At 60.8% G+C, this 15,001-nt stretch carries 18 protein-coding genes; 9 read left to right on the top strand and 9 right to left on the bottom strand.

The annotated features are described in order from the left end of the window. Positions 1–116: 116 nt before the first annotated feature. Genes ACR3E6_RS09050 through ACR3E6_RS09020 form a run of 7 tightly spaced genes read left to right on the top strand, consistent with a single transcriptional unit; the run spans position 117 to position 6,610 of the window. A complete protein-coding gene (locus tag ACR3E6_RS09050; protein ID WP_480486802.1) occupies positions 117–1,331 on the top strand; it encodes a glycosyltransferase family protein in 1,215 nt (404 codons plus the stop codon). Continuing rightward, entirely contained in the window at positions 1,328–2,575 is a 1,248-nt protein-coding gene (locus ACR3E6_RS09045) for a glycosyltransferase family 4 protein (RefSeq protein WP_171636688.1), read from the top strand. Before ACR3E6_RS09050 ends, ACR3E6_RS09045 begins: the two co-directional genes overlap by 4 nt. Further along, positions 2,575–3,651, top strand: a complete 1,077-nt coding sequence (locus tag ACR3E6_RS09040) for a glycosyltransferase family 4 protein (RefSeq protein WP_480486800.1) — start codon at positions 2,575–2,577, stop codon at positions 3,649–3,651. The genes ACR3E6_RS09045 and ACR3E6_RS09040 overlap by 1 nt, the downstream gene beginning before the upstream one ends. Next, a complete protein-coding gene (locus ACR3E6_RS09035) occupies positions 3,648–4,232 on the top strand; it encodes a histidine phosphatase family protein (RefSeq protein WP_171636684.1) in 585 nt (194 codons plus the stop codon). Before ACR3E6_RS09040 ends, ACR3E6_RS09035 begins: the two co-directional genes overlap by 4 nt. Beyond that, positions 4,229–5,371 (top strand): glycosyltransferase family protein, encoded by a 1,143-nt coding sequence (locus ACR3E6_RS09030; protein ID WP_480486797.1) that lies wholly within the window; start codon positions 4,229–4,231, stop codon positions 5,369–5,371. The genes ACR3E6_RS09035 and ACR3E6_RS09030 overlap by 4 nt, the downstream gene beginning before the upstream one ends. Then, positions 5,368–6,123 carry a polysaccharide deacetylase family protein gene (locus ACR3E6_RS09025; protein WP_480486795.1) on the top strand — a complete coding sequence of 252 codons (756 nt, stop codon included), beginning with the start codon at positions 5,368–5,370 and terminating at the stop codon, positions 6,121–6,123. The genes ACR3E6_RS09030 and ACR3E6_RS09025 overlap by 4 nt, the downstream gene beginning before the upstream one ends. Before the next feature lie 10 nt (positions 6,124–6,133). After that, positions 6,134–6,610, top strand: coding sequence for a class I SAM-dependent methyltransferase (locus ACR3E6_RS09020; protein ID WP_171229514.1), 477 nt, complete (start codon positions 6,134–6,136; stop codon positions 6,608–6,610). Here the strand turns inward: ACR3E6_RS09020 and ACR3E6_RS09015 are convergent, their stop codons facing one another. Next, positions 6,611–7,753 (bottom strand): alpha-D-ribose 1-methylphosphonate 5-triphosphate diphosphatase, encoded by a 1,143-nt coding sequence (locus tag ACR3E6_RS09015; protein WP_480486793.1) that lies wholly within the window; start codon positions 7,751–7,753, stop codon positions 6,611–6,613. Positions 7,754–7,805: 52 nt separating this feature from the next. Here ACR3E6_RS09015 and ACR3E6_RS09010 point away from each other — a divergent pair, with 52 nt between their 5' ends. Continuing rightward, positions 7,806–8,489 (top strand): DUF1045 domain-containing protein, encoded by a 684-nt coding sequence (locus ACR3E6_RS09010; RefSeq protein ID WP_480486791.1) that lies wholly within the window; start codon positions 7,806–7,808, stop codon positions 8,487–8,489. Here ACR3E6_RS09010 and ACR3E6_RS09005 read toward each other — a convergent pair. From ACR3E6_RS09005 to phnG, 8 genes are read right to left on the bottom strand one after another with little or no spacing between them, the layout of a single operon-like run. Beyond that, positions 8,471–9,019 (bottom strand): AAA family ATPase, encoded by a 549-nt coding sequence (locus tag ACR3E6_RS09005; protein WP_171636676.1) that lies wholly within the window; start codon positions 9,017–9,019, stop codon positions 8,471–8,473. The genes ACR3E6_RS09010 and ACR3E6_RS09005 overlap by 19 nt on opposite strands. Further along, positions 9,016–9,699 carry a phosphonate C-P lyase system protein PhnL gene (gene phnL, locus ACR3E6_RS09000; protein WP_209834838.1) on the bottom strand — a complete coding sequence of 228 codons (684 nt, stop codon included), beginning with the start codon at positions 9,697–9,699 and terminating at the stop codon, positions 9,016–9,018. Before phnL ends, ACR3E6_RS09005 begins: the two co-directional genes overlap by 4 nt. A gap of 22 nt (positions 9,700–9,721) precedes the next feature. Continuing rightward, the gene (gene phnK, locus ACR3E6_RS08995) at positions 9,722–10,492 is read right to left on the bottom strand and encodes a phosphonate C-P lyase system protein PhnK (protein WP_171636672.1); all 771 of its coding nucleotides are present in this window, start codon (positions 10,490–10,492) and stop codon (positions 9,722–9,724) included. Further along, positions 10,489–11,349, bottom strand: coding sequence for an alpha-D-ribose 1-methylphosphonate 5-phosphate C-P-lyase PhnJ (locus tag ACR3E6_RS08990; protein ID WP_171636670.1), 861 nt, complete (start codon positions 11,347–11,349; stop codon positions 10,489–10,491). Before ACR3E6_RS08990 ends, phnK begins: the two co-directional genes overlap by 4 nt. Further along, complete coding sequence (locus ACR3E6_RS08985; RefSeq protein WP_480486788.1) at positions 11,346–11,942, bottom strand: HAD family hydrolase; 597 nt, start codon at positions 11,940–11,942, stop codon at positions 11,346–11,348. The genes ACR3E6_RS08990 and ACR3E6_RS08985 overlap by 4 nt, the downstream gene beginning before the upstream one ends. Then, entirely contained in the window at positions 11,939–13,027 is a 1,089-nt protein-coding gene (locus tag ACR3E6_RS08980) for a carbon-phosphorus lyase complex subunit (protein WP_480486786.1), read from the bottom strand. The genes ACR3E6_RS08985 and ACR3E6_RS08980 overlap by 4 nt, the downstream gene beginning before the upstream one ends. A gap of 3 nt (positions 13,028–13,030) precedes the next feature. Next, positions 13,031–13,606, bottom strand: coding sequence for a phosphonate C-P lyase system protein PhnH (phnH, locus tag ACR3E6_RS08975; protein WP_480486784.1), 576 nt, complete (start codon positions 13,604–13,606; stop codon positions 13,031–13,033). After that, positions 13,606–14,064 carry a phosphonate C-P lyase system protein PhnG gene (phnG, locus tag ACR3E6_RS08970; protein ID WP_480486782.1) on the bottom strand — a complete coding sequence of 153 codons (459 nt, stop codon included), beginning with the start codon at positions 14,062–14,064 and terminating at the stop codon, positions 13,606–13,608. The genes phnH and phnG overlap by 1 nt, the downstream gene beginning before the upstream one ends. 103 nt (positions 14,065–14,167) lie before the next feature. Here phnG and phnF point away from each other — a divergent pair, with 103 nt between their 5' ends. After that, positions 14,168–14,887 carry a phosphonate metabolism transcriptional regulator PhnF gene (phnF, locus tag ACR3E6_RS08965; protein WP_210093582.1) on the top strand — a complete coding sequence of 240 codons (720 nt, stop codon included), beginning with the start codon at positions 14,168–14,170 and terminating at the stop codon, positions 14,885–14,887. The last annotated feature ends 114 nt before the right edge of the window (positions 14,888–15,001 follow it).

Raw genomic sequence — 15,001 nt, 5'->3', positions numbered from 1 at the left:
TGCTTGGAACATTTGCTGAAGAGCAATTCCTCCTTTGGCAAGCGCGACGGGGATATATACAGTAACGCTTGCATACGCGCGGATTTCGAACCGGGATCAAGAAGACAGGCAACACTATGAGCCTAGGCAAAACCAATTCCAAACCGGGCCGCGCACCGCGTATCCTGTTTTACAGTCACGATACGTTCGGGCTGGGCCATCTTCGCCGGTCTCGGGCTTTGGCGGCCGCGATCACGCAGGCGGACCAAAGCGCATCCGCGCTGATCCTGACGGGATCACCCGTGGCCGGACGGTTTACCTTTCCCCGTCGCGTTGACCACGTGCGCCTGCCCGGTGTCACCAAACGCGCAGACGGGTCTTATGCTGCACGCACGATCGGGATGGGCATCGAAGAAGTGACCGAGCTGCGGTCAGGTCTTATTCGAACCGCCGTTCAGCAGTTCGACCCTGACGTGTTGATCGTCGACAAGGAACCGACGGGGTTTCGGGGTGAGCTGCTGCCGACACTGAATCATCTGCAAAAGAACTGCGGAACCAAAATGGTGCTTGGGTTGCGCGATGTTCTGGATGAACCCGAAGTCCTGGCCGCCGAGTGGGCGCGCAAGGAGGCCGTTGAAGCCACCGAACGGTTTTATCACGAAATCTGGGTTTACGGCTTGCAGTCGATTTATGACCCGACGCAGGGGTTGCCGCTGAGCGCTTCGGCGCAGTCCCGCATCCACTGGACGGGATATCTGCGCCGCGATCTTGGTCCGGTCGGCGAGCCTCCGCAACAACCCTACATCCTGATCACGCCCGGCGGTGGCGGCGACGGCAAGGCGATGGTCAACCTCGTCCTGTCCGCATATGAAAAAGACCCGGATCTGTCGCCGCGCGCGGTTTTGGTCTATGGCCCCTTCCTGTCCGGTGAGTTGCGCGAAGATTTCGAAACCCGCGTTGCCGCGTTGAACGGCCGCGTCACTGCCGTTGGGTTCGAATCCCAGATCGAAACGCTGTTTGCAGGGGCCGAAGGCGTCGTCTGCATGGGCGGCTACAACACGTTCTGCGAGGTTCTTTCCTTTGACAAACGCGCTGTCATCGTCCCGCGCACCACGCCCCGTCTGGAACAGTGGATACGGGCCTCGCGCGCAGAAGGGCTGGGCCTTGTCCGAATGCTGGATGAAAACCGGGATGGCCTGACGCCGGACGCGATGATCCGCGCCATTCGGGAATTGCCGCACCAGTCCCTACCGTCGCAGGCGATACAAAGCGGATTGCTGGACGGGCTGGATTATGTCACCGACCGCATCGAGAGCCTGCTGACCTGGGAACAGGAACGAGCCACCGGATGACCTCAGATTCTCCTCGATTGGCGGTTGTGGTCAAAGGTTGGCCACGACTGTCCGAAACGTTCATTGCGCAGGAACTTGTCGCCTTGCAGGAGGCCGGGCATCGCTTTGACATCTGGTCTTTGCGGCACCCGACCGATACGAAACGTCATCCCTTGCATGACCGGTTCACAGGACAGGTCCGATACCTGCCCGAGTATCTTCATGATGAACCCAAACGGGTCTGGGCGGCACGGGCCCTGGCCCAAACGCTTCCCGGTTACGACAGGGCCTATCGGACCTGGCGTCAGGACTTGAAGCGCGACCCGACGCCCAATCGCATCCGACGGTTTGGGCAAGCCTGCGTTCTGGCCGCGGAATTGCCTGCCCGGACGCAAGGGTTGTACGCTCATTTCATGCACACGCCGTCATCCGTTGCCCGTTACGCCGCCATCATGCGCGCATTGCCGTGGAGTTTTTCGGCTCATGCCAAGGATATCTGGACGTCGCCGGATTGGGAAAAACGTGAAAAGCTGCAAGCCGCCTCCTACGGGGCCACGTTTGGCGCCACCTGCACAGCCATCGGAGCGGAACATCTGCGCAGCCTGGCCGATGACCCCAAGCGCGTGGACCTGATCTATCACGGTTTGGACCTGTCTCGCTTTCCCAAGCCCCCAACGCGACAGCTGCGTGCTGTGAATGATCCTTTTCACATGATTTCTGTCGGGCGGCTGGTCGAGAAAAAAGGCTTCGATCGTCTGATCGCGGCTTTCGCATTGCTGCCCGATGACCTGAACTGGCACTGGACCCATATCGGCGGCGGCGCATTGGATGACGTTTTGAGGGCACAGGCGAACGCAGCCGGCATTGCGAACCGGATCACCTGGAAAGGGGCTTGCGACCAGCCCGAGGTCATCGCAGCAATGCGTGATGCCGACCTGTTCGTTCTGCCCAGCCGTATCGCGAAGGACGGAGACCGCGACGGGTTGCCGAATGTGCTGATGGAGGCCGCGTCTCAGTTGTTGCCAATCCTGTCGACACCGGTCTCGGCGATCCCCGAGTTTATCGAAACCGGAACACATGGGGTTTTGTCCGATGACGCCCCTTTTGCACTTGCGGAAGCCGTGGAACGTTTGTCAGCCAATCCGCAGCAAGCGTCAAAGATGGCGCATGCGGCCTATGACCGTCTGATCGCTGAGTTCCGGATGGCTCCCGGCATCGCACGGCTGTCGGAACGCCTCAACTCCATGTGCATGGAAAACGCCTAATGGCGCGGGTCGCGTTTTATGCCCCGATGAAATCTCCTGACAGCCCGAAACCTTCGGGCGACCGTGAAATGGCCCGGAATCTGATGCAGGCGCTGACCGCCGAGGGTGATACGGTCGATCTGGCGACCGACTTGCGCATCTATGACAAAAGCGGCGACGAAGACCTGCAACAAGCCCTGAGGCGCGCGGCAGAAGATGAAGCGAAGCGACTTGTCTCTGACATGCCTTCAGATACCGATTTGTGGGTGACCTACCACAACTATTACAAGGCACCTGACCTGCTGGGCCCTCGGGTTTGCAAGGCGCGTGGCATTCCCTATGTGCAACTGGAAAGCACCCGCGCATCCAGTCGGTTAAACGGGCCGTGGGCTGAGTTCGCCAATGCGGCGCATCAGGCCTGCGATGCAGCGGATGTGATCTTTTATCATACGGCCAACGACCTGATCACTTTGCGGCGGGATCGCTTTGGCGATCAGGCTTTGGTCGAATTGCCTCCGTTCCTGCCCATCTCGGAACTGCCTCCGGCCGCCACAGGTGGCGCACCCATGCTGACCGTCGGCATGATGCGGCATGGGGACAAGCTGGCGTCCTATCAGATATTGTCCGAGGCCCTGGCGCATTTGACCGGGGACTGGCACCTGAACATCGCAGGAGACGGCCCGGCTCGCAGGCAGGTTGAGGCGCTGATGGCGCCGTTCGGACAGCGGGTGCGTTTTCTGGGTCAGCTTGACCGGGAAGAACTGCAACGCGTCTATCAACAATCATCTCTGCTCGCATGGCCCGGAGTGAATGAGGCTTACGGCATGATTTACCTCGAGGCGCAGGCTGCGGGATTGCCTGTGGTCGCTCAGGATCGGCCCGGTGTACGCGATGTTCTGTCCCCGGCGGCCTATCCATCCGTCGAAAGCGGCGCCAGGGGATTTGCGGATGGCATACAGGCCCTTTTGTCGGATTCCATGCTGCGCCACACTCTGGGCGCTGCGGCACGCAACTACGTGGCAGAGCGCCACCTGATGCCACAGGCGACCGAGCGCTTGTGGGCAACCCTCCGACCCCTGCTGAAGGACGTATCATGACCCGGCTTGCACTGCTCCGCCACGGGCACACCCATTGGAACCGCGCGGGACGGATCCAGGGGCGCAGCGACATACCGCTGGACGATGACGCCCGAGCCGAATTGGCGGGCTATGGATTGCCGCAGGACTGGGCCAAGGCTGACATCTGGTCCAGCCCCCTGCACCGCGCCAGTGAGACGGCGCAAATCGTGACCGGTCGCGACCCGAACACCTCGGACGCGTTGACCGAGATGAACTGGGGCGATTGGGAAGGTCAGCGCGGGGTCGACCTGATCGCGGACGCATCCAGCGGATATCGTCATATCGAGCATTGGGGCTGGGATTTCCGCCCACCAAACGGAGAAAGCCCGGCCGAGGTTCGGGACAGGCTTCGCCCCTGGCTGTCCGCGCTGCGGCAGGATACGGTCGCAGTCTGTCATATCGGTATCATGCGGGTCATTCTGGCTTGGGCATGGGGTTGGAATTTCGAAGGACCTGCCCCCTTTAAGATCAAACGCAATCGGCTGTATATCGTCGACATGAAGACCATGACCGCCGACGCCGACCCCGTTCGCCTGATCAAATACGAGGCCCCGCAATGAAGGTGATGATCATCGTCACGCACCTGTTGGGCACCGGGCATCTCAGCCGGGCGCTGACATTGGGGCGGGCCTTTCGGGATGATGGCCACGACGTCATGGTCGTGACGGGTGGCATGCCCGCGCCGCAATTGGACAGCACGGGCATGACCCTGTTCGGCTTGCCGCCGCTCAGGTCAGACGGAACCAACTTCACCCGTTTGCTGACCGAAAGCGGCGACGAGGCTGACGCGGCCTATCACGCCACGCGCGAGGCCGCCCTGGTGCAGGCGGTGAACAGCTTCCAGCCGCAGATCCTGATCACCGAGCTTTACCCCTTTGGTCGCCGATCACTGTCGGCCGAGTTCGATGCGGCCTTGAATGCGGCAAGCGCGTTGCCTGAGCGTCCCGTCATTCTCGGATCCATCCGCGACATTCTGGCTCCGCCCTCCAAACGCGCCAAGGCCGAGCGCGCGGATGAAATCGTGTCTCGGCATTATGACGGCATTCTGGTGCATTCCACCGAAAGCGTTACACCCCTGTCGGTCAGCTGGCCGGTGTCGGACCGATTGGCCAAGCGACTTCACTACACCGGCTTTGTGGCGCCTGCATTGCCCCAACCTCACCCCGACGCAGCGGGCCAGGATGAAATCCTGGTCAGCGCTGGCGGCGGATCCGTCGGGCAACCGATCTTTCGCGCGGCCATCGAGGCCGCCCGAAAGATGCCCAACAGGCGCTGGCGCCTGCTGGTCGGTGGAACGGATGCAAAGGCACGGATCGCGGAATTGTCCCGGATGGTCGAAGGTGCTTCGGTTGTTCTGGAACCTGTGCGGCCGGATTTCCGCCAGATGCTGCCCCTGGCAGCGGCATCGGTAAGCATGTGCGGCTACAACACTGCCATGGATATCCTTCAAAGTGGCACCCCCGCCGTGTTTGTACCTTTCGACGACGGCAAAGAGGTGGAACAAGGGCTGCGCGGGCAGAGCCTGTCCGATCTGCCCGCAATCGAAGTTCTGGAAAGCCGAGCGTTGAGCGGGGCGACATTGGCTCGGGCGGTGGAGCGTGTCGTGGCCGACGGCCCCCGTGTACAACAGGATTTCGGTTTTGACGGGGCCATCCAATCCGTCCACATCGCCAAGCGCCTGCTGGAGCAGCGCACATGAACCCCGACTGGCGCCCACTTGACGTCGAGTTGAATCATTGGCGCGCCGAAAGCTTGCCCTTGCCTGTGTGGTGGCGCGATGATGATGCCATTGCGCCAACACCGCAATTGGACCGCCTTTCCGAGCTGGCCGACAAACTGGGCCTGCCCGTGCATCTGGCCGTCATTCCACGCGACGCGACGCCCGCGCTGGCGGAATACGTCGCCGCGCGCGCGTCTCTTGTTCCGGTCGTACACGGGTGGGCGCATACAAACCATGCGCCCCGCGGCGAGAAGAAGGCCGAGTTTCGGCTCGACCGTCCGCTGGACATGATGGTGACGGATGCGGAGGCCGGGATGGTGCGTCTTCGGTCCCTGTTTGGTGACAATATGCGACAAATGTTCGTGCCCCCCTGGAATCGCATTGCACCCGAAATGGCCAAACAGTTGCCAAAGCTGGGATACCGCATCCTGTCCACCGCAACGCCCCGCAAATCATGCCTGGCCGCACCGGGTCTTGAGCAGATCAATACCCACCTTGATCCGATCGACTGGCGCGGGTCGCGTGGCTTGATCTCAGCCGACGCCCTGATCGCGCAGACTGCTGGTCTTCTGCGAGACCGACGCGAAGGCCGTTCAGACAACACCGAGCCCTTTGGCATATTGACCCATCATCTGGTCCATGATCAGGACATCTGGACCTTTACCGAGGCCCTTCTGAGCAAACTGCTGAGCGGGCCCGCCACAGCCTGGGTCGCGCCAGAGAACGAATGAGGACATCACCATGAGCCGATTGGATTCCATGCTGCGCCGACTGACGGCCCAACGCGACGGATTGAACTGGGCGGCCGAGCGGATCAGCGGCCAGCCGGGGGATGTGCTGGATATGGGCCTGGGCAATGGCCGCACCTATGACCACCTGCGTGAAATCCTGCCAGAGCGCCGGATCTGGGTGATGGACCGGATCCTGCAATGCCATCCGGACAGCACCCCCCCGGCCGAGGATTTCCTGCAAGGTGAGGCCGAACCGATGCTGCTCAGACTGGCGGCCGACGGGCATAGAATCGCGCTGGCGCATTACGATTTCGGACGCGGCATCAAGCACGAGGACGTCGCCGAAGCAGAGCGTCTCAGCCCGCTGATCGCAAAAGTCATGCAGCCCGGCGGGTTGTTGATTTCAGGTCAGCCCCTGGTCGGCTTTGCCCAGATCCAGGGGCCCAAGACAATCGCCCCGGACCGTTACCTGTTCTACACCGCCTGATCACGCCACGCGTCGACCGCGCGCCCAAACCGAACTCGGGACGGGTACACCCGCGCGCATCCGGAAGCGGATGACATCGGCGCGGGCGTCGACGCGCAACTCGCCCCGCTCCTCCAACCCTGCGGCCCGAGCCGGTGCCAGCGTAACCGTCTTCATCCCCCGCGCCAGGTCGCCCCAAATCTCGCCCAGCCTAACCGCCGACAGCAACAAGGCCGACGGCACATAATCCGAAGACAGGATGTCCAGATACCCAAGCTGAGCCAGCTCGTAGGCAGCAACATTGCCTGAATGCGACCCCCCGCGGATTATGTTCGGCGCGCCCATCATGACCCGAATGTCGTTCTTGTGGCAGGCGCGTGCCGCTTCGACGGTTGTGGGGAACTCGGCCAGACGGATGCCGTGACCTACGGACACTTTCACCTGATCTTCAGTCGTGTCGTCATGGCTGGCCAATACTGCTCCGAAACGGCGGGCAGCTTTGACAGCTTCGACCTCGTGCAGTACGCCATTGCGATCTCGAAGCCCTTTCAATTGCGCCACGTGCTGAAAGAACGTGTCATCATCCATGGCATATTTGCCCTTCAGAAAGGTCTCCAGCTTGCCCATATCGCGAAACTGACGCTGACCGGGTGTGTGATCCATTATGGACACAATGCCAACCCTGTCTTCCGGTCCAAATTCGCTCAGCTCTTCAACCAGAGTTTCCGAACACACCTCGGCCCGCAAGTGCAGAAAGTGGCTGATCTTAAGCGCATCCTGTTCGTGCAGATCCCACAACTCCTGCGACAGGCCGCGGGCGTATTTCCCATACCGCCGGGCGCCCGACGGGATCGATCCAACCCGCATGGCATCGAACACTGTCGTGATCCCGGCGCCGGCCAATTCCGCATCATGCGCAAGAATTGCGGCGGCATGGGGCCAGTTCACCTGTGGGCGCGGTTGTATGTGACGTTCAAGGTTGTCCGTGTGCAACTCGACAAGGCCGGGGCTGACATAGTCGCCTTCGCAATCTATCGCGCCCGCGGGGACCCCGTTTCCGGTGTCGATTTCAGCGATGGCCTCACCCACAATCCGGACACTGCCGGTTACGGTTTCATTCGGCAAAACAAGCGTGGCATTGGCAAGGATCAAGTCTTCTGTCATCTGAGCTTCACGCATGTTGAGACCGAGGAAGGCCACGCAAGAGGAGGCCGACATGACATTCACGCGATACGCGATCTATTTTGCGCCGCCTGCGGGAAAGGAATGGGCGAAATTTGCAACCAGTTGGCTGGGTTGGGACATGGAGGCGGGAAAGCCGGTTGCCCATCCGATTGTCGAAGGCATCGACGTTGCCGCTGTCACGGAGGTGCCGCGCAAGTACGGGCTGCACGCGACACTGAAGCCACCGTTCAGACTGCGCGACGGCAAAACGTTCGAAGCCCTGCAAGAGGCGTGCAGCTCGCTCGCCTCCCGCCAACCACCTGTGTCGCTGGATGGCCTCGAGATCGCCCGGTTTGGGCGCTTTCTGGCCCTGCGTCCGTTGGGTGAGACGCGGGCACTGAATGCGCTTGCCGCGGCCTGTGTTCGGGAACTGGACAGCTTTCGTGCGCCTACCTCCAAGGCCGAACTGGCCCGCCGTCGCGCCGCCGGGTTGACCCCAGAGCAAGACGCCAACCTGGTTCAGTGGGGCTATCCTTACGTACTGGACGCGTTCCGCTTTCACATCACGCTGAGCGGCAAGCTGGACAAACCAACCCTGAGAGCAACTCGGAACGCGCTGCAAACCGATCTGGTCCCACTGCTGCCGCAGCCCTTCCAGATCACGGATCTGGCCCTTACGGGCGAGGCTGAGGACGGGCGCTTCTACCTTATCCATCGCTACGGGCTTTCCGGTTGAAGGTGCGACAGGATTTCGGCAACCGTATCTTCCATCGCACCGGAGTTGTCGAATTCCAGGACCTGATTCAAACCGTTGGGCAAAGACGTTTGGGCCCGGTCCAGACGCCGCGTCTGTTCCGCCTTGCTTTCCCGCCCTCTTAAGGACAAGCGTTCGGACAGAACCTCGGGCTTGGCCGTCAGGGAAATCACGATCAGATCACCAAACACCTCCTGCGCCTCAAGCAACACCGTTCGTGACAGGTTGACCAGAACGGCCACGGCCACCTGCCGCTGCCGCGTGATCGTCTTCGGCACGCCGTAACACAGCCCATGCGCATGCCAACTCAGCGCAAACGCACCATCCCGTTCCATTCGCTGAAATGTATCGACCGAGACCCGGTCGAAATCTTCGCCGTCTTCGCCTTCGGGACGGGTAATCACCCGCCGCTGCCGCTGAACACCCGGCGCCCGGGCCACCAACGCGTTCATTACGCTGTCCTTTCCGACCCCCGAAGGACCCACGACCGCTATGACCGGAGCAAGCGTCATGCAGCCATCCCCGGCGTGAAGTCCGAGACATCGACCTCGCGATCGCAGACCCGTTCGCGTGCGTCGAGATCGTGAAAAATCCCGACAATCGTCACGCCCTTGTTCTTGGCCTCTTCGATCAGGGACAAAACCGTTTCCCGGTTCTGCGCATCCAGGCTTGCGGTCGGTTCATCCAACAGCATTGCCGGATATTCATGCGCAAAGCCCCGCGCAATGTTCACTCTCTGCTTTTCGCCGCCCGAGAAAGTCGTCGGGCTGAGGGTCCACAGACGTTCGGGAATATTCAGCCGTTTCAGCAATCCGGCTGCCCTGTCCATTGCCACTTGCCTGTCACAGCCCGCTGCCAGCAGCGGCTCTGCCACAACGTCCAGCGTCGGCACCCGAGGCACGACCCGCAGGAACTGGCTGACATAGCCCAACGTGTCACGACGCAGCAACAGGATCTGCCGCGGTTCAGCCCGGGCCACGTCCAACCCTGCGACCAGCACCTGACCAGTGGCCGCCAGATAGTTGCCGTAGATCACCCGCATCAGCGTGGATTTGCCTGCACCCGACGGCCCGGTCAGGGCGACGCACTCACCCGGTTCCACTTTCAGAGACGCGCCTTTCACCACCGGGATCGCGGCGCCGCCCTGATTGTGCAGGGTGAAGCTTTTGCTGACATCGACAAGTTCAATCATGGCTTCATCTTTCCCCAAAGCCTCAAACCTGCAAAACGCTGGACACCAGCAACTGCGTATAGGCATGTTGCGGGTCGTCCAGTACCTGATCCGTCAGCCCGGCCTCGACCACGCGACCGCTTTTCATCACCATCAACCGATCCGCCAGCAGACGCACCACGGCAAGATCATGGGTGACGATGATCGCACTCAACCTCATCTCACGCACAAGTCCGCGCAACAAATCCAGTAAACGCGCCTGTACCGACACATCCAGACCACCGGTCGGTTCGTCCATGAACACCAGCCGAGGACCTGTCACCAGATTGCGCGCGATCTGCAAACGCTGCTGCATCCCGCCCGAAAACGCGCTTGGGCGGTCATCGACGCGGCTCTCGTCAATCTCGACCCGGCCCAACCAGTCAATGGCCTTGCCCCGAATGCTGCCATAGTGGCGTCCGCCGACGGCCATCAGCCGCTCGCCAATGTTGCCTCCGGCGCTGACAGACATCCGCAACCCGTCGCGCGCATGTTGATGGACAAAGGCCCAATCGGTGCGGCTCAGCATCCGGCGCTCTGGCTCGGACATTGTGACCGTATCGACCGGGCCGTCTGCACGGGTATCAAAGATCACCTGCCCGGCATCCGGCTTCAGAAGGCCGGCCATACAGTTGAGCAAGGTCGACTTGCCCGACCCACTTTCACCAACGATTCCCATTACTTCTCCGGGGAAGAGATCAAAATTCACATCCGCGCATCCGATCCGGCGGCCATAGCTTTTTTCAATGCCTTTGACTTGCAACAGAGGGGTCATTGCGCGTTCTTTCCGGCCAATTGGCCTGCATGCCCCGCCTCACGCCGTGACCGGCAGTAATCCGTGTCAGAACAGACAAACATCCGGTTGCCCGCGTCATCCATGATAACCTCGTCCAGATAGCTGTCTTCGGCCCCGCACAGATCGCAGGGATGATCGGCCTTGGTGGCCTCGAACGGATAATCCTCGAAATCGAGGCTCACGACTTTGGTATGCGGAGGCACCGCATAAATACGCTGCTCGCGCCCGGCTCCAAACAGCTGGATCGCGTCCATCTCAAGCTTTGGATTGTCGAATTTCGGAATCGGGGACGGGTCCATGACATAGCGTCCAGCCACGTTCACCGGATAGGCATAAGCGGTCGAAATTGCCCCATGCTGGCTGATATCCTCGTACAGTTTCACATGCATCAGCCCGTATTCCTCAAGACTGTGCATCTTGCGCGTCTCAGTCTCGCGCGGTTCCAAAAAGCGCAGAGGTTCGGGAATCGGCACCTGATAAACGATGATCTGATCTTCGCGCAGTTTTGCTTCGGGGATGCGGTGGCGGGTCTGAATGATTGTGGCCTGTTCCGTCTTTTCCGTGGTGGCGACGCCTGCGGTGTTTTCAAAGAACTTGCGGATGGATACGGCGTTGGTCGTGTCGTCTGCGCCCTGATCGATCACCTTGAACGTATCCTCGGGCGTCAACGTCGCGGCTGAAACCTGTACGCCCCCGGTACCCCAGCCATAGGGCATCGGCATCTCGCGGCTGGCGAACGGCACCTGATACCCCGGTATGGCCAGACCTTTGAGGATCGCCCGCCGGATCATCCGCTTGGTTTGTTCGTCCAGATAGGCGAAGTTGTACGCGCTCATAAGCAGCCTCTTTCTGCAAGAGCGCGTTCAAGCGCGTGCGGCGCGGTGAAGTGGATCCCATCCATGCCCACCGCACGCGCGCCTTCGACATTGTGCAGCCCGTCATCGATGAAAATACAGTTCTCGGGTGAAAGCCCGGCCCGCTTGCACAACAGATGGAAAATCTCTGGCTGAGGCTTCAAGAGCTTCTCCTGCCCCGACACGACGGTGACACCAAACACTTCGCCCAATTCGGGATGTGCCCCCACGCCGACAGGCCAGGTTTCCGCTGACCAATTGGTGATCGCGTGAACCGGAGTGCCTTTCTCTTTCAGGCGGTAAAGCAGCCGCCAGCTTCCCTCGATCTTTTGCGGAACGGTTCTGGCATAACGTTCAACGTAAACACTGAGGCGCTGCCGATCTTCCGCATTTTCCAGTTCAGCGGCCAGATCGGCGAACATCTCTCCTCCATCGGCCCGCAGGTTGCGTTCGGGGAAATTGATGCGCGTCAGGAACTCTGCCACCGCCTCGCGGCTACCCATCTCCTCCAGCCATGCCAGATGCGGATCCCACTTGACCAGAACGTTTCCGATATCAAAAACGACGGCTTTCATTCCATGGCCTCCTCTGACATGCGCTCTTGGGCCTTTCGGCGCAGTTTGCGGACCAGTTCCAGCTCGGACTGGAAATCGACATAATGCGGCAGCTTGATATGTTCGAGAAAGCCGGTAGCCTGAATGTTGTCCGCATGGCTCAGAACAAATTCTTCATCCTGCGCGGGCGCGCCCACGTTGTCTTCACCCAACTCTTCCCACCGCAAGGCCCGATCGACCAGCGCCATCGCGATGGACTTTCGTTCAGACTGGCCAAAGACCAGCCCATAGCCCCGCGTGAACTGTGGCGGTTCCGTTTTCGAACCGGTGAACTGGTTCACCGTCTCACATTCGGTCAGCTCGACCTCGCCTATATCGATGGCAAAGCCCAGCTCGGGGATGTCCAGCTCAACCACGACCTTGCCGATACGCAATTCTCCGACAAAGGCGTGGTTGCGGGCGTAACCGCGCTGGGTCGAATAAGCCATGCCCAGCACAAATCCCTCGTCCGCACGGGTCAGCGACTGAAGGCGCACCGGGCGGGTGGACGGGAACTCCATCGGTTCACGGGTCAGATCGCCCGGAACGTCATCGCGGGCCGGTTCATCCTGAATGATACCCTCATCCTTCAGGAATGCGGTAACATGTGGCGTTGATTCCAGCCGCACAGGGCCTTCAGGCGCCTTTGGAACTTCGCTCTCGGCCGCCAGCTTGAAGTCCAGCAATCGGTGGGTGTAGTCGAAGGTTGGCCCCAGAACCTGACCACCGGGGGCATCTTTGAACGTGGCCGAGATCCGGCGATCACAGGCCATGTCGCCGGTTTTGACGGGGTTGGAATAGCCGAAACGAGGCAGGGTCGTGCGGTAAGCGCGGACGAGGAAAATCGCCTCGATCAGATCGCCGCGCGCCTGTTTGATTGCCAGCGCAGCAAGGTCGGGATCGTATAACGACCCCTCAGCCATGACCCGGTTCACCGCAAGGCCCAACTGTTCACGGATCTGCGCGAAGCTCAGTTCCGCGACATCTGTCGCACCGCGGCGTTCTTCGGCAAGCCACGCATGGGCGTTTTCGATGGCTTTTTCGCCCCCTTTGACAGCGACATACATGGCTTACCCCCTGGACCTGATTTGCGTGCTACGCGGCAGGGCCGCGACCGCCTCACCGCAGGTGAAGAAAAAATCACACCCCAAAGGGTAAAGCAGCGTATTGTTCTGAAGAGCCGGAGCATCCGGCAGAGAAAGCCGCGCCGTGTCCCGGATACCGGGGCCGCTGAGAACCGCACCGTTCTGCTCCAGCCGCCTGCATTCCACAACAAGCGTCGCGGACCGGTCCGGGTATTCCGGCGTCCCGATACGATAGGTGTTGAGCGGCGCCAGTGCTTCCCACGTACCAAGGGCAAAATCAGCCTCTTCCGCCGCCACCATCGGTGCACCCGTGTGAAAGGTCAGCCATTCGCGCACCACATCGGTGTCGGCTTCACCCGCCAGATGAACGTTTGTCTCGGCGTCGCAAAGCGTCAGGAGCAGCGTGCCAGCCGCGACGGACAAGGGCGCAGGTGGTGCGCAGCCAGTCAGGGTGCGGAGTTCACCCGGGCGCGCCATGGCGGTCATGGCCGCGCGGAATGCATGTGCCGCGTCGACAGGTGCGTCTTGAAAGCCCCCCGAGTACCGCATTTGAACAGGCATCAGTCTTCCCCCCGAGCCAGCGTGAAAAACTCGACCTTGGTGGCCGCTGCCTTTGCGGCGCGCGCTGTCTTGATCGACTGCATTTGCAGCCTCAGCGGATCAAGCAGCCGTTCCTGCAAATCACCAGCAGCGGCCGTCTGCATCATCGCATCAATCAATGCCGCCGCTTCTGCCTTGGATTTCGACCTGCCCTGAATATATCCGTGACCGACCGTACCATCCTGCAACACGACCGAGCAGCGCGTAACGGTCATTTCACCCAGGTTGAACAAGGCGCCGGTTCCTCCGATGCGGCCACGCACCATGACACCACCCACTTCGGGCCTGCGCAGCCATTCGAAACTCGGGCAGTCCTGAATGCCGTCCCACAGCGCCATTAGGGCAGTGTCCGGCGCGCGCGCCAGCAGACCCATCCATTCCTTCCGTGCCTTGATCCCGATTTTCGTCTGGTTTGCCATCAAAGCCTCTTGGATAGGTTGTCTACATGAACTATACAACTAGACAAATGTTAACCGACAGGTTGTCAAAACGCAATCTGCGACCGTTTGAAGGTTTGGTGGAATGAGCAAAACGCCGATCTGGAAAAGTATTGCCCTGCGCCTGACCTCGGACATCGCCGAGGGGCGCTATCAAACCGGAGATCGCCTGCCGACCGAAACCCAGCTGGCCGCCACCCATGGCGTCAACCGCCACACGGTACGGCGCGCTTTGGCTGACATGTCTGATCAGGGGCTGGTGCACGCTCGGCGCGGTGCGGGCGTTTTTGTTGCGGCACGGCCAACGGATTATCCGATCGGCAAAAGGGTGCGCTATCACAAGAACATCTCGGCCAGCGGCAAGATACCGGGTAAGAAAATCCTAGCTTTGACCACGCGCGTCGCCGATGAAGCCGAAGCCGAAGCTCTGGGCCTTAACAAGGGTGATCCAGTGCACGTCTATGACGGATTATCCCTGGCGGACGGGCAGCCCATAGCCCTGTTTCAAAGCGTTTTCCCCGCGGAACGATTTCCGGATATCTTGCAGACATTGACCGAAACCCAATCCGTCACCAAAGCGCTGCAAGCCTGCGGCATCAGGGATTACGTCCGCGTCTCGACTCGCCTGACCGCGCGCGGGGCGACCGCAACGCAGGCGCTGCAACTTCAATTGTCAGAAGGTGCTCCTGTTCTCTTTTCGGTCGGCGTCAATGCCGACCCGGATGGACGGCCAGTCGAGTACGGCCGCACGGTTTTCGCGGGTGAGCGTGTAACGCTGACCCTGAACGAGGCATCAGCGAACTAGGATTCTCAGCCGCATCCGACCTCCGGGCCGAGGCCTCAACCCATTGGGTCAGATGCTACGCGGTAAGAGTTTTGTGGCGGCACAGCGTTTGCGGGGGCTATCCATCCCACCGGC

Source organism: Ruegeria sp. AL3 (genome assembly GCF_056536065.1).
The sequence above is the reverse complement of the archived record's forward strand: the minus strand, read 5'-3'. Positions and strand labels throughout refer to the sequence as shown.

Bases quoted from the DNA above. Each gene is read 5' to 3' on its own strand.
- ACR3E6_RS09030 (WP_480486797.1), top strand. From the start codon at position 4,229: ATGAAGGTGATGATCATCGTCACGCACCTGTTGGGCACCGGGCATCTC.
- phnL (WP_209834838.1), bottom strand. From the start codon at position 9,699: ATGATTGAACTTGTCGATGTCAGCAAAAGCTTCACCCTGCACAATCAG.
- phnF (WP_210093582.1), top strand. From the start codon at position 14,168: ATGAGCAAAACGCCGATCTGGAAAAGTATTGCCCTGCGCCTGACCTCG.
- ACR3E6_RS09045 (WP_171636688.1), top strand. From the start codon at position 1,328: ATGACCTCAGATTCTCCTCGATTGGCGGTTGTGGTCAAAGGTTGGCCA.
- ACR3E6_RS08990 (WP_171636670.1), bottom strand. From the start codon at position 11,349: ATGAGCGCGTACAACTTCGCCTATCTGGACGAACAAACCAAGCGGATG.
- ACR3E6_RS09015 (WP_480486793.1), bottom strand. From the start codon at position 7,753: ATGACAGAAGACTTGATCCTTGCCAATGCCACGCTTGTTTTGCCGAAT.
- ACR3E6_RS09050 (WP_480486802.1), top strand. From the start codon at position 117: ATGAGCCTAGGCAAAACCAATTCCAAACCGGGCCGCGCACCGCGTATC.
- phnG (WP_480486782.1), bottom strand. From the start codon at position 14,064: ATGGCAAACCAGACGAAAATCGGGATCAAGGCACGGAAGGAATGGATG.
- ACR3E6_RS09035 (WP_171636684.1), top strand. From the start codon at position 3,648: ATGACCCGGCTTGCACTGCTCCGCCACGGGCACACCCATTGGAACCGC.
- ACR3E6_RS08980 (WP_480486786.1), bottom strand. From the start codon at position 13,027: ATGTATGTCGCTGTCAAAGGGGGCGAAAAAGCCATCGAAAACGCCCAT.
- ACR3E6_RS08985 (WP_480486788.1), bottom strand. From the start codon at position 11,942: ATGAAAGCCGTCGTTTTTGATATCGGAAACGTTCTGGTCAAGTGGGAT.
- ACR3E6_RS09020 (WP_171229514.1), top strand. From the start codon at position 6,134: ATGAGCCGATTGGATTCCATGCTGCGCCGACTGACGGCCCAACGCGAC.
- ACR3E6_RS09025 (WP_480486795.1), top strand. From the start codon at position 5,368: ATGAACCCCGACTGGCGCCCACTTGACGTCGAGTTGAATCATTGGCGC.
- phnK (WP_171636672.1), bottom strand. From the start codon at position 10,492: ATGACCCCTCTGTTGCAAGTCAAAGGCATTGAAAAAAGCTATGGCCGC.
- phnH (WP_480486784.1), bottom strand. From the start codon at position 13,606: ATGCCTGTTCAAATGCGGTACTCGGGGGGCTTTCAAGACGCACCTGTC.
- ACR3E6_RS09040 (WP_480486800.1), top strand. From the start codon at position 2,575: ATGGCGCGGGTCGCGTTTTATGCCCCGATGAAATCTCCTGACAGCCCG.
- ACR3E6_RS09005 (WP_171636676.1), bottom strand. From the start codon at position 9,019: ATGACGCTTGCTCCGGTCATAGCGGTCGTGGGTCCTTCGGGGGTCGGA.
- ACR3E6_RS09010 (WP_480486791.1), top strand. From the start codon at position 7,806: ATGACATTCACGCGATACGCGATCTATTTTGCGCCGCCTGCGGGAAAG.